The organism is Pseudoxanthomonas sp. Root630, assembly GCF_001427585.1.
In the GTDB taxonomy this organism is placed as follows: Bacteria; Pseudomonadota; Gammaproteobacteria; order Xanthomonadales; family Xanthomonadaceae; genus Pseudoxanthomonas_A.
Genome location: NZ_LMGY01000005.1, coordinates 1 through 13,077, shown reverse-complemented (window position 1 = coordinate 13,077; position 13,077 = coordinate 1). Strand labels below are relative to the sequence as shown.

The 13,077-nt window shown below is 63.3% G+C and carries 13 protein-coding genes; 10 read left to right on the top strand and 3 right to left on the bottom strand.

The features are described from left to right. Positions 1-11 precede the first annotated feature (11 nt). The gene (locus tag ASD72_RS04600) at positions 12-407 is read right to left on the bottom strand and encodes an H-NS family nucleoid-associated regulatory protein (protein WP_056878774.1); all 396 of its coding nucleotides are present in this window, start codon (positions 405-407) and stop codon (positions 12-14) included. Positions 408-640: 233 nt separating this feature from the next. On the opposite strand from ASD72_RS04600, the gene ASD72_RS21715 reads away from it, so the two are divergent. Then, the gene (locus ASD72_RS21715) at positions 641-1,309 is read left to right on the top strand and encodes a response regulator (RefSeq protein ID WP_081420151.1); all 669 of its coding nucleotides are present in this window, start codon (positions 641-643) and stop codon (positions 1,307-1,309) included. Positions 1,310-1,369: 60 nt separating this feature from the next. Here the strand turns inward: ASD72_RS21715 and ASD72_RS04590 are convergent, their stop codons facing one another. Next, positions 1,370-1,651, bottom strand: coding sequence for a hypothetical protein (locus ASD72_RS04590; RefSeq protein ID WP_056878772.1), 282 nt, complete (start codon positions 1,649-1,651; stop codon positions 1,370-1,372). A 656-nt stretch (positions 1,652-2,307) separates the two neighbouring features. Between ASD72_RS04590 and ASD72_RS04585 the strand changes: the two genes are divergently transcribed. Further along, positions 2,308-3,084 (top strand): hypothetical protein, encoded by a 777-nt coding sequence (locus ASD72_RS04585; RefSeq protein WP_155944472.1) that lies wholly within the window; start codon positions 2,308-2,310, stop codon positions 3,082-3,084. Between the two features lie 32 nt (positions 3,085-3,116). Here the strand turns inward: ASD72_RS04585 and ASD72_RS04580 are convergent, their stop codons facing one another. Then, positions 3,117-4,187 (bottom strand): hypothetical protein, encoded by a 1,071-nt coding sequence (locus ASD72_RS04580; RefSeq protein ID WP_056878770.1) that lies wholly within the window; start codon positions 4,185-4,187, stop codon positions 3,117-3,119. Positions 4,188-4,260: 73 nt separating this feature from the next. Between ASD72_RS04580 and ASD72_RS04575 the strand changes: the two genes are divergently transcribed. From ASD72_RS04575 to ASD72_RS20430, 8 genes are all read left to right on the top strand, one after another. Then, on the top strand, positions 4,261-4,557 hold the full coding sequence (locus tag ASD72_RS04575) for a hypothetical protein (RefSeq protein ID WP_056878769.1): 297 nt from the start codon (positions 4,261-4,263) through the stop codon (positions 4,555-4,557). A 234-nt stretch (positions 4,558-4,791) separates the two neighbouring features. Continuing rightward, the gene (locus tag ASD72_RS04570; protein WP_155944471.1) at positions 4,792-5,046 is read left to right on the top strand and encodes a hypothetical protein; all 255 of its coding nucleotides are present in this window, start codon (positions 4,792-4,794) and stop codon (positions 5,044-5,046) included. 111 nt (positions 5,047-5,157) lie between these two features. Next, the gene (locus tag ASD72_RS04565) at positions 5,158-5,877 is read left to right on the top strand and encodes a hypothetical protein (protein WP_056878767.1); all 720 of its coding nucleotides are present in this window, start codon (positions 5,158-5,160) and stop codon (positions 5,875-5,877) included. 61 nt (positions 5,878-5,938) lie between these two features. Beyond that, positions 5,939-7,720, top strand: a complete 1,782-nt coding sequence (locus tag ASD72_RS04560) for a hypothetical protein (RefSeq protein WP_235577936.1) — start codon at positions 5,939-5,941, stop codon at positions 7,718-7,720. Between the two features lie 60 nt (positions 7,721-7,780). Next, on the top strand, positions 7,781-8,791 hold the full coding sequence (locus ASD72_RS04555; protein WP_081420143.1) for an AAA family ATPase: 1,011 nt from the start codon (positions 7,781-7,783) through the stop codon (positions 8,789-8,791). After that, positions 8,791-10,212 (top strand): hypothetical protein, encoded by a 1,422-nt coding sequence (locus ASD72_RS04550; protein WP_056878765.1) that lies wholly within the window; start codon positions 8,791-8,793, stop codon positions 10,210-10,212. The genes ASD72_RS04555 and ASD72_RS04550 overlap by 1 nt, the downstream gene beginning before the upstream one ends. 133 nt (positions 10,213-10,345) lie before the next feature. After that, positions 10,346-11,665 carry a hypothetical protein gene (locus ASD72_RS04545; RefSeq protein ID WP_155944470.1) on the top strand — a complete coding sequence of 440 codons (1,320 nt, stop codon included), beginning with the start codon at positions 10,346-10,348 and terminating at the stop codon, positions 11,663-11,665. Beyond that, a complete protein-coding gene (locus ASD72_RS20430; protein WP_081420142.1) occupies positions 11,662-12,711 on the top strand; it encodes a trypsin-like serine protease in 1,050 nt (349 codons plus the stop codon). Before ASD72_RS04545 ends, ASD72_RS20430 begins: the two co-directional genes overlap by 4 nt. The last annotated feature ends 366 nt before the right edge of the window (positions 12,712-13,077 follow it).

Genomic DNA, 13,077 nt, shown 5'->3' with positions numbered 1-13,077 from the left:
GCCGTGGGGACTCACCCAGGATACTTGGGGAACTTCTCATTGGGATGCTTGGCCTTCCATTCCTTGTACGCCGCTGTCCCCTCCCACGCGGTGAAGGCGCGCGGCGGGCGCCCGCGGCCGGTCCAGGTTTCCTGCGTATGGGGCAGCCAGTACTTCGGGGCCACCTCCTGCTGGCTTGTCGGCTTCCTGACCCGCGTCAGCGTGCTGGCTCCCACGGCGCTGACGATCTCGGCCTTTTGCTTGGCGTTGAAGTGCTGGCCGTACTGGCCCAGCAGGTTCATCACCTCAGCGAAGGCATCGGCGGCCTGTTGCTGGCGAAGCTGGGCTTCTTGTTGCTCTAGCTTGCGAAGCTCTTCCTCAAGCTTGGCTTTGGCCGTGGCGATGGAATCCAGGGTGGGTTTGCTCATGCGCGGCGATGGCCTCATCAGGTGCGTCGGGGAAGCAGGGAGTGTAGAGGAACCCATTCAAAGGCAGCCGCAGACCTACCGGAGACAGCTCTGTTGTAGGCGAGCTGCCCACCGGGTTTACCGAGAGCGACTAGGCCGTGCTCGATGGCCCCGGCGGTAGCAACTCAACGATTTCACACCTCTATTACTTGGCATGCGGCATCTTCACTAACCTGAAGATAGTGGAGCCCGTAATGTCCTCGTTTGGCATCGTGTTGATCGTAGAGGACGACCGTGCGATCGCAGCGTCCATTGGTGAGTTTCTAGAGAGCCGAGGCATGGAAGTGGACTATGCCGCCGATGGCGCTGAAGGCTACTTGTTGGCGGTGGACAATCGTTACGATGCCATCGTTCTGGATGGCAACTTACCGCGCATGGATGGTTTAGAGGTGGTCCGCCGTTTGAGAGGCGAAGCGCGCATAGCCACACCCGTGATAATGGTCACCGCGCGTGACACGCTACAAGACAAGTTGGACGGCCTGCAACAGGGTGTGGATGATTACCTGACGGCATCAAGCGTGCGCCGACCGACGTCGCGTGGCCGTGAGAGTCAGTTCCTCAGCGAGCATCACTCCTGCTCTAGGAGAACATGCACCGACCTCATTCACGCTCATGAGCTCAGCAAGAGGATCGCCCGTACACTGCAATCATCTCAGCAGGCGCACGGTAACTCCACCTCGACATTCGGTCGAGTTGGAGGAGTTCAGATGGGCAACCACAATCCCGGCCAGAACACCGCGCCCATTGACGTTGAGGGTCAGGTGGTGGCGACTGAGAGCAATTGCGGGTACGGGCAGTGGCGGCGTGCGTGGCGTGGTCATGGCGGCCACCCCAGTGCCAGCACAGTGACCCAACCCCAGTGATGATCGGGCGAACCACGCGGCCAAAGGCTGTGGAGTACTGCTGTGGCAATCGAAACGCCACTACTGGATAGGCGGGCCGCGCTTGACGTCGTCGCCATCGAAAAGCATCTCGTATCCTTCATGGAAATCGAAGGCACGAACCGTGTCCGGACGTGCCAAGCCGCTCAGGTAGTACGACAGGCTTTCCTTGTTGAACCAGGTCTTGGCCACCAGGGTGGAGGGCACGGTGGACTCATCGATCGCCGCGTACCGGCTGGTAGTCAGGCGATAGAAGGATGAGGGGATGTCGATGCCCCGTGCGTGGCAGAAATGCTCAATGTGGTGTCGGTAGCGTTGCTTCATAAGCCATAGCCTTGCCATTGCGTCTTCGCCTGCGATGCCATCAGGACGTTCGGTAGATCGTGCCAGAGCCATCTACCCGATAGTGAATCACACACAGATCATCCACCTTTCCCAGCCACTCCGAATGGGTGGCGTCCTCTGCCCCGTGGCGGCGGACCGCCAAGTGCAGAACAAGGGGCCTTGCCCGCATAACGCTCCAGCACAGGGAATTCGAACGTGCCGGCATCCCCCTACTCGGTAACGGCTACCGTGTCATCACCGATGGCCAACCCAACGAGCCCTTCTCCGGTGATCGTGCCCACCTCCAGCGCCGGGAGGCACCGCCGTTGGAGAAAGGTGCCTACCAATGATTTCCGCGATCATCGTGGACGCCAACCAGTTGAGCTATGCCGTGACCCATGTCAGGGATTGAACCCATCTTGACGCGTAGATCAAGTGAAGCCGCAGGCTCGAACGCCTCTGCTTCACCCATGTTCGGGCCTCAGGACGACGACCAACGCGTACTCCCCCCAGCGCGCCGCAATCGCATCGTTGGTTGATACGCACCATCCCGCAGGAATTTCACCGCGGGATAGCGTGCTGTACAGGGTGTTCCGCGGCCTCAAGCCCACAGCGTGGGTGCCGATAGATGGTCCATCTCTGCTGCGCTACCGGACATGCATCGCCTCCTTCTTCTGTCACTACTGATCTCCCTGTTGTGGGGAGGTTTTTCGTTGATTCCCTACTTGGCCGGTCCCTGCGGCTGGCCCCTGCCGCTGGCGCTAAGTGCGGTGGTCGTGATCGATGTGTTCTGGGGCGTAGCTACAGTATTCGCCATCGACCTGTTCAACTCCCACTATCGGAACAACAACGAGTTCTTGCGAAGCTTCTATGCCGAGCTGCACGCAGACCTCATTGCGGTGCTCGTGCTGGCCGGCGTGCTGTTTGTCATCTTCTCGATGGCCACGCCAGGCTACGCGCTGTCCAACATCGACATCGCGTGCCTGGGCCTGCCATTGTTCATCAACGCGATAGATGCCTTGGCCCGCGCCAAGGATCCGGTGGGTATTCTCCGACTCAACATGGGCCGGCGGCTGTTCCTGATGGGGGTGCCTGCCGCGATGCTGGTGCTGTCGAGCTGGATCCTCATCCGGATCTACTCGGGGCAGATCCCGGCCGCCGCCTCTCTCTGGTTGCAGCTGAACATCATCGCGGCCGGTTTTTCGGCCTACGTATCAGCCAAGCAGGTCAGCTACTTCCTCAAGCACCGCAAGATGAGCGTCTCGCCCACCTTGGAAAAGATGTTCGCCGCGTTTCGTGGCGGTCGGCCCGGCCTGTACGATCAGGCGGCACGGGTTTCGGAGAAGTTCGAGCGCGACATGAAAAAGGCCAGTGCACAGGCTGCTGCCCAGCGCCGCCAGAGCAAGAAGCGAACTAAGCCCAAGCGTACGTAAGCCGCGGCGGCGAGGAACGATCGACCAAGGCTTTACGCCTGATCAGTGGTGTCGGTAGTGGGCCACGCCGCTTCCAACTGTTCGACCAGATGCTCCGGGGGCATCGGCTGCCGGCGCCCTTGGACCAACACGCGTTCACCCCACTGCCAGAAGACCTGCAGGCAGGCGAGCGTGCGGCGCTTGCTTTCGTCCACCTCCGGCGCAACGTGTTTCAGCCGGGGCGCAAAACCGAACATCCGGTCGAACCCATACTTGGGCGACGAAAAGACACGCCGCAGGCGACGGGTATCGGCGCCAAAACCGGCCAGCGGTCGTCCCTCATCCTCGTGCTCCAGCACCATCTCATATAGCCACTGCGTGCGTTGCCACATCGCGTCGTGGTGAAGGTCATAGGCCACCACGCTCGTGGCGGCAAGCGGAAAGATGAAGTGGATGAAGTAGGCGAAAATCTCAGGCGCGATCCAGAACGCAGAACTGGTCACGGCCGTCATCAGTAGCAGGTAGTACAGGCTCCGCCCAGCTCGGTGGGCACCCTGCTGATCGCCCTTCTCGTGGGCCAGGCGAAGCACGATGGTGGCGGCGGCCACCGCATCCCAACAGGCGCGTTGCTCAAGCTTTTTCAGAAGCTTGTCTGTATTGGTCCGCAACTCATAGCGATCGAGTTTCAGCTCCGCCTTGTCAAAACAGGCGGCTTGGATACGGGGATTGAGCGTGCGGATCAACGCCACCGCCTGCGTACCGATCGGCTGCATTACATCCAGCGCACGCCAGCCCGACCAGTCCACCACCTGCCGTGATCCGCGAAGCTTTTCTTCCACCTTGCCCAGCACCTGGCGGGGCACATGTTTTCCTGCGGCGTACTTGGACCACAGGTTGCTGTGGCTCAGCTTCTTGTACACGCCGGGCTGCAGTTCCTTGCCGACGCTGTAGGCGTTGAGGGACCCCAGATGCGCGCGCAGCCCCTCAAACCAACGGGCAACTTTCACCACGCCCAAGGCGGCGGCCGGGGCGCGTGGGTGATCACTGGCGGCCCACCGAAGCACGGTCGCTACCCGCACCGAGCTGTAGTGGCGCACCTCTTTGACGCCAACAGGCAGGCGCATCGGCGGACCGAGTCAAATCGGGGGCGCAGTTTGACTTCTGGTCGGCGCCAGGGGCAATGGTTACCCTTCAGGCATGACAGAGCGCGACAACGAGCCTCTCGCGGTGCTGGCCAGCGAGATTGAGCAAGGTCTGCTACAGCGCTACGGCCCGATCGTGGGCCAAGACGAGTTGCGCCAGGCGCTGGGTTACGCCTCGCAGGACGCCTTCCGACAGGCCCTGGCGCGTGGGCGGTTACCCGTGCCGGTGTTCTCCATTGCCGGCCGTCGCGGCAGGTACGCCCTGAGCAAAGACATTGCCTTGTGGTTGGCGCAGCTGCGCCAGGCTGCCGTGAGCGGGCACGCGTCCGCCGGCGGCGTTCCACAGACCTAGAGGTTTGGTTTACCCGCCCATGGCGGGTCATATCCCTGGTTAATCAGGCCATCCCGGCCAAAGGAGCACGCCGTACAGACCAACGCCAATCCATCACAACCCAGTTCCATGATCCCCAAAAAGAAAACGGGACCCCTGCAAGGGTCCCGCCGAGACTTTCAGAAGCGTCCTGTTTCTGAGCTTGGCACTTTTACGGGGCACGGTCAACTGCTGCCTACCGGCAGCCTTACCCGAGTGTCCAACATGCCTCAGTTCCACACCCATCCCCTGCCCCGTCGCGGCCACACGGCCGGGGCGGTGCTCGCGCTGCGCCAGCGTCAGCGGCGTGCCCCCTGCGCTGTCGCCCCTGCCTTGGAGGAGGACCCGCCGTTGTGCAGTGTGGCCCAGGTGCACTTGCCCAGCGGGCACCACTACGAGCTCGAGATACGTCAGGACCGGCTCACCGGCAAGATCCTGAGCTATCGCCTGCGCCTGCGCACGCTGCGCTAGTCCGTCGGCCTGTCTGCCCCGGCGGCAGGCCCCTTCCCTGAACTGCTTGGCTGGCCGTGCGCCGGCCAAGCCCTACGCGCGCATCTGCAACGGATGCGCCAAGGATCTGTCATGACCGCAGGAACCAAAGCGACCCAATCGGCGCCCATCCAGGCCCATGCCACCACGCCGCACCTGCCCTATCACCCTCGCCCGCTCAAGCGTGGCGAGCGCAGTCGGCGCGAGGTGTTCGTCTATTTCTCTCCCCGCAACCAACGCATTGCCATGATCGCCGACATGGTCAACGTGGCGCTGGCATTGCGCCTGGAATTTGATCCCGCCCTGAGCCACTACATCGAGCGTCCGCGCCGTCTGAAGGTCTCGGACAAGCACGAAATCGACATCACCTTCTGGACGCGCAGCAAGACCGGCCAGGAGGCGTTCTATCTGGTGGTCCCTGACAGCGGCACCGTGGGCAGTACCGTGAGCACGCTGTCCATTCGCGATCGCAGCGTCCTGGAAGCCGCCGCCCAGCGCCAGGGCATCACGCTGCATTTCGTGACCGAGGACGAGCTGCTGTCCAGCCGGACCTGGTTGGCCACCGCCTTCGAGTTGTTGCCCTTGGTCTGGCAGTACGGGCGGTTGTTGAACCGCTCGATGATCCGCGCCCGCATCGAGGGACTGATGCGCAACGTGGAGCGGACGAACCTGTCCAGTCTGCTCAAGGCGCTGGACTACGAGCCCTCGCACGTGCGGGCCGTGGTGGCGGCCATGGTGCATGAGGGCAGCGTGCGCCTGGTCGACTACCAGCCCGGCGGCATGGATGCGGTGCTGGAGGTGCCCCATGCGTGAGCCCAGCATGGTCTACGACCCGCAGGTCCTGACGCAGTGGTACCGCCCGGTGGAGCACGAGTTGGCCGAGGGCCTGCGCGCGCGCTACCGCGAAGCGTGCGCGGCCATCACCGCCGTGCTGACCGGGGAGCTCTCACTTTCCCGCGCGGCCGGTATGCACCGGCTTTGCCGCAAGCGCCTGCGCAGCATGGTGACCCTGGCACCAGAAATCGCGCCCGATGGTCAGGCGTACGGCTACCGGGTCTGCGTGCCGTGGGGGACCTACCAGCGTCGTCCGCTGGGCGAGAGCGCCACGCAGATGCCGCGCCTGGCCGGTGCCCATGCCATGACCCGCCTGCTGGGCGCGCAGCCGGCCATTCGCAAATGGGTCGACGATTTTGATCACCCCTTGCCGCCGGGACGCGCGCCCAAGGTGTTCTTGCGTCTGCACAAGCAGATCGTGGCCGAGCTCAGGCGACGGGATCTGGCCGATCACTATCCGCTCAACCAGCCCGACCAGGGCCGGCGCGCCCTGCTTCGCTTCCTGCGTAGCCGACGGATGCAGGTCACGGGCGGCGACTGGGATACCGAGGTGCCGGAGGTCACCCGCTTGCAGGACATCTTCCTGCCCACGCCCTATACCCGCACCGAGTTGGACGGCCATCGCATCGATATCGAAGCGGTCCTGGCCGTGGCCCTGCCCAACGGAGGCGTAGCCAAGGCCGAGATCACCTCGATGTGGCTACTGGTGGAGGTCGAGGTGACCTCGCGGGCGATCGTGGGGTGGACGCTGCGCGTGGGACGGGCCTACAACAACCTGGATGTGGCCGCGTGTCTGGCGGTGAGCCTGCGCCCGTGGGAGCGCCGCACGCTGACCATTCCCGGCCTGGAATACGCCCCTGGCGCCGGCTTGCCCTCGGGCCTGCTGGGCGCGCTCAGTGGCTGGCGCTCGCGCTCGGTGGCTATGGACAACGCCAAGGCGCATCTGGCCGCGGATCTGGAACAGGGGATCACGCGGGCACGTGGCGGCATGCTGGTTTTTGGCCGGGCCCACGAACCGCGCTCGCGCCCGATCGTGGAGCAGCTGTTCTCCCGCCTGGAGCGAGGTGCGCTGCGCGATGTGCCCGGCGGCTTTGAGCCAGCCACGCGCCTGGGCGAGAAGAAGATCCGCATCAGCAACTTCGCCCCGGGCGATCACCCCATCCAGCTCCATCTGTTCGAGGAGCTGCTGGACGTGATCATCGCCAACTACAACGCCACCCCGCATCCGGCATTGGGCGAATTGACGCCGCTGCAATTCCTGCAGATGCAACAGCGCCGGGCGTTCGATTTTGCACCGGACAGCGGACGGGACGATGCCGCGGCCATGAGCAGCGTGTTGATCCCGTTGGTCGTACACGGCAATCGCGACCGGGGCGTGATGCCCCATGTGAACTACGCCTACGTGCGCTATCGCAGCACAGAGTTGGACGGCAAGTGGGAAATGATCGGCCAACGGGTCCTGGCCCGGGTCGACCGCCACGATCTGCGCACGATCGTGCTGATGCGCTCGGTGACGGCCCCGATGTGCGTGGTCCGCGCCGCCGCCCCGTGGAATCGCACGCTCCACGATGAGACCACGCGCAAGATGGTTATGCAGTGGTCCAAGTTGCGCAGAGACTTCTCGATCGTGGGGACGGACTGCGCGGTGAAGGCGTACGTGGATTTCCTGCGCGCGCAGGCCGCCAATTCGCAGCAAGCCGTCGACCAACTGGCGCGCATGGAGCAACTGCACGCTGGCAAACCGCCGACGGGGCAAAACCCGGTGTTGCATCAGGCCCCCCGCGTGCCGCCGGGCGGCTGGATCAGCCTGGATGACGACTGAGCCGACCACGACCTCGCACGACCCTGTTGTGTGCCTTTTTTCTTCTTGACGGAGTTCCCGATGTCCGACGAACCGCATCCGATCTTCATCACCAACGGCTACCAGATCAGCACCATGCCCACTACGCGCCTGGCCAACTTCATCGTCACCAACATCAGCCAGGGCCATCACGGCTGCTCGGCTTACGGCGGCGGCGGACTGGGCAAATCCACTGCTCAGCAGTACCTGACCGATAACGCCTCACGCTGGCTTATCGGGCCGGACAAGCAGCCCATCGGGGTGGCGGCCCGCATGCTGATGCCCAGCGGCACGCGCCGCAGCGATCGCGCCTTCTGGGGCGTGATGAACTACCGCTTGAACGTCTCCACCGCGCTGCGTGTGGAGCCCACCTTGGCCCAGGATCGGATGCGCAACTTCATCCGCACGCGCTGTGGGCAGGCGCGTGTGCGGCGCATGGTGCTGTTCATCGACAACGCCCAGCGCATCACTGATGGCGAGTTCCAGTACTTGGAAGACTTGGACGCGCAATTGGCCGATGACAGGTTGAGCCTGTTCCTGGTACTGGTGCGCCAAAGCGATGCCGAAGGTGTGGACATCGGTGATGACTGGCTGGACCGTCCCTCCCACACCGTGCGTCGTTGGTTCATGGATACCATGCCGTTCCAGCCGTTGATGGGGCTGCGTGAGATTGCTCATGCGCTCTCGCGCTACGACAAGAGTGTGACTTGGCCCACGCCGGACATGTCCTTCACCCGGTACTTCGCGCGCGAGGCGTTCGATCGGGGGTGGACGCTGGCCTCGGAGGCTGGGCTGATCGTGGCGGAGATGAAGGCCCTGAGGAAGGCGTACCAGTTGCCCGAAAGCGAGGCCTGGCCGATGGCCACCTTCACCCTGGTCGTGCACTACCTGTTGTCCGAGGTGGCCGCGCGGCAGGAAGGCTTCAAGGCGCTGACCGCCGAGCAGGTGCGCAACGCCCTGTTGGCCACCGGCTATCTGCGCCTGGAGTTCGTGCGGGCGCGGATCCGCCTGCCGGACAGCCTGCGTCAGCCGTTGGACCAGGATGCCGCGTAATGGGCTGGGCTGAGATCATCCACGCGCGGCCGGCCTTGCCGGCCGCGCTGGGCGCCGAGGTGGAGCCCTACCCGTATCTGTCCGGATTCGGGTTGGTCCATCGCGTGACCCGCCTGGCCACACCCCTGCCCTCGCAGGTCACCAGCACGCTGGGGTTTCGCAATCGTCAGGTCACCGATGTGCTGCTGGCAACGCAGCGCCCGACCCAAGCCAGGTCCACCTTTCTACGTCGCCTGCATCTGCAAGACACGAACATGGCCGCTTACTGGAGCCCGGAGCAATGGTCGCCGGTGCAAACCGGCGATCTGTTCGAACGTCGGCCGCGCCCGCTGCGACAGTGCCCGCAGTGCGCGGCTCATGGCTACCATTGCGCGCTGTTCCAGTTGCCCTCCATCACGCACTGTCCTTGGCACCGGCAGCCGTTGGAACACACCTGTCCGCGCTGCAATGCGTCCTACCACGCCCGCTTTGATGACAAGGCCCGGCTGTGCGTTTGCACGTGCGGGTACGATCCGTTCGATCCTGTCGTGGCCAGCGTGCATATGTGGGACTTCCCCAGCGACAGGGCCCAAGCCTGGCTGGAGGACTACCTGGCATGGGCACAACGCCGGCGCGTCTGCCGGTGGATCTGCGTTCCGGCCAACTGCACGGAGTGGGACCGCGGGTTTGCGGCCTTGGCGGCCCCGCCCTCGCGCTTGCAACGCACTGAGACGGACGCGCCCGCGGTGATCGAGATCTTCAGTGGGCCTGGCGCCGATCCGGCGCCACGGCACTTCTGGGGCTGGTCCTGCTGGGGTGGCGAGCGTCCGCTGACCCTGGCACCGCTGCCTGCCACGATGTATCCGCTCTTGTGTGAGGCCACCAAAGCCGTGGTGGAGGCACTGCCGCCGGAAAGTCGGACCCCGTTCGAGTTGGTGGATGCCAACGCGCTTGAAGCCAGTGCCACCTTGCGAGAGAACGTGTTCCTGCGACCGGACTGCTTCATCAAACCCCGTGACCAGAGCGGCTCGGCCATGTGGCTCAACCTCTCCACCGTCGATGCGCACATTGCGTCCTTCTGCGGACGCGTGCTGGATCAGGCCACCGCACATTTGGGCGCACCGGGCGGCTCGGTCCTGGCGTCCCACTCGTTGCAGGCCGCCCGCTCCACGGCCATGGATCAGATCCAGGGACGCGGGCATCTTGCCCACGCTCTGGCCAAGATCCTCACGCGAGCCTACGCGCACGGCTTGCGCGCCGATTTGGGCGTCAAACTGGATGCCAGCATCCCACGCGCCGCGTGGCCGATTCTGGAGATGGTCGGTGAGTCCGGCCGCTTGAGGGCCGCCCGCCTGAATTGGATTGAGCAGAAATCCGCGGCGGCACCCGCCCATGTGGAGCGACGTGGTGAACGGCCGGCCTCGCGTCCCCTACTACTGTAAGCCGCCTAAGCACGGGCCAGTTCCTCCGTTCGTCGAACCCGCATTTGTAAATGCATTTAGCGCGTCCCTGGCGCACCCTAGCCTGGGTTGGGTCGGGGTGGACCCAGCTATGTCTGCACACTAAGGGGGTAACGTGAAAGCACTGCATACCTGCGCGCTGCTCGGGGTGACGATCCTGTTTGGCACTCCTTCGGCACATGCGGCAGACACGCCAAAGACGCTGATCAAACACGCCGAAGAGTCGGCTTCCTGGATGGAACGCGAACCTCGCATGCTGGTACGCCAGGGGGCGTGCCTGACCGTGGGCGCTGATCCCAACCTGAGTGGCTTGAGCCCCATTCTGGAGGGCATGGCCAGCAGCGCTATCTCGCTCGGGTTTGACGTGTTGTTCAACGCGATCAAGAAAGCAGGAGAGAGCAAGGCCGTGACCAAGACGGCGCTGGCCCCGATTCTTCTGCGAAGTGCGATTGATAGTGATCAAGAACCGTGCTTCCAGGTCATTGGCGGCGACTTGCAATGGAGCGCGCCAGTCACCGCCTCGTCTGTATCAGGCGCCGCCGCGCCTGGTCAGGAGGCCGCCGTGGTGGCTAGTCTCATCAGGCAGGAACTGGCGCGCCAAGCCAATATTGCAGGCAACGTCGACTTCTTCTGGGAAGGCGAAGTCATCACCGATGACAAGGCCGATACGACGGCCTTTCGCATCGTTACACGGGCGTTGCTGATCGAGAAGCCACTTGATGCCAAGCGCGCACGCGCCAAGGGTAGCGACGTGGTACTCACGCTGGCCTTCACCGCGCCTGGCACTACCAGTCTTACCGGCGAATCCATCAAGAGCACCACCTCTGCCGTCACCTTCGATTTCGGGCGGATCAAAGTGCCCGACCAGGGCCTTTACCTGCGGCTTTATCCGCGTGCCGCCGATGCTGTGGCACCCACCAGCCCGTGGATTGTGATCCCCAAATCCTCCGGCAAGGTGGAGAATCCCCGGACGCTATGGGCAGCGCGCACCGAGAGCACCGATGGCTCCGCCTTCTTCAGGACGCTCGCGAAACTGCTTGAGCCGCACAAGGAGAAGATCGTTCAGGCCGCCAATGTGGCAGTGATCCCGAGTCAGCGGGAGGCCAACAGCGAGAAGGAAACGCTGGCCGAAGAAGGTAAGGCATCTGCAGCCGTACTGGCCGAAGCGGCGGCACTGAAGTCCGTGCGCGCTTACCGAGATTGGTGGAATGCGCGTAAAGCCGAAGGTGTGGCTCCGCCGACCTACAAGCGGGAAGATGGTCTGCCCCTGTACGACAAGGCGCTGACCGATCAGCGCATCGCCGCGCGCGCCGCCAAGGAGGCTGACCTCGAATCGCCCTTCGAGGTTGATCATGTCGATGCCACACGTGCCAGAGACTTTCCCGAGGAGGGCTTCTACGTGAAAGAACCGCCCGCGTCCTTCGCGACTCCATGACCCAGCATTGGACGCTCGCCTTTGCGATTGCCCTGCTGAGTGGCGTCGTTGTCATTCCCGCTGCAGAGGCTGCGACGCCCGATGCAGATGCGCAGCACCTGCCCAAGTTCACAGGCGAGGCAAAGCCGGCAGCCCCATATGCGCTAGCCAGCAGCCTGAGGGACAAGTTGCTGGATAAAACATTAGGAGCCAATCAGAAGTACATCCTGAAAGGCCTCAAGGCCGACGACGAACACCACGCCTCTGTCGTGGCGCTAGGCATATCGGGAACCTATGCATGCTCAGGAGTGGCCATTGCACCCAGGATGGTGCTTACGGCGGCCCACTGCTTCTGTGAGGGTAAACAGCATCGCCCCTCGTGGGCGACCGGCGTCAACACCGGTCAGCTAACCAAGACGGGTCAACACTATGCCCTGGCCGCGCCTAAGGTCGTTCCGTTCGATAAGCAGAACCCCTGTGCTCACGCCCCTGGCCGACCGGATTTGGCCATCTTGGTGCTCGCAAAGCCTCTGCCCGTTGAAGTGGCACGGCTGCCGGCCACCTCTGTTTTAGGTACGGGCGGCTTAGTTAACGTCGTGGGATACGGCAAACGTACTGCCGATGGCGACCTCGCGCGTCAACGGCTGCATGGCTTTGCCACCGTCCTGACCAGCGATTGCAACGGATTTGATGGGCAGCGTCAGCCCGACAGCGCCATCTATGACTGTCATCCACCGACGGCCGGCATGGCCGAAATGGTGATCGGACCTGGACAGTGGATCGGTCCAGACAAGATAGTAGTAGAGGCCGGCTCCGATGCCTGCAAAGGTGACAGCGGCGGCGGCGCGTTCTGGCGCTTGTTCGATGACGAGCCCGATGCCAAAGGCAAACAGCTGCTGGAGGCTCGCTATGTACTGGCCGGCATCGTCTCGCGAGGTGCCAAGAGTCAGACGGGCTGCGGCAGCGGCTCGATCCATACCCTGATCACACCCTCGGTGCGCCGCTGGATTGATAAGACTGCCGTTACGTACAGCATCGCCCCTATCGTGGGAACCGCGAGTCCCTGAGGCGTGAGCAAGCGGGTCGGATCTACGACAGACAAGTTGCCCCACGGGTTCTACCGTCAATTGCGGGGCATGTCGTAGGCAGATCGCCAATATGTGAGGCAATTGCCGTCACTTCATCAACATCGCGGCAGGTTGTTAGCTGCCAAAGGGGCAACAACTTCCCCCTTCCACTTCACCAGAATCAACTAGATCAAACACTTAGTAATGGGGCGATTTCAGCGCGTCAGACACTAGGCTGGTGTCGGTGATCACAATTGATGTCATCTGATGGTACGCCCCCGCTTTCGTAGACGGTTAGGGGCTTTGTTTTGAGTTAACCGCCTCAAACATCATTGGCGCAAGGCCTCCCAGATGTCCATGGCGGCG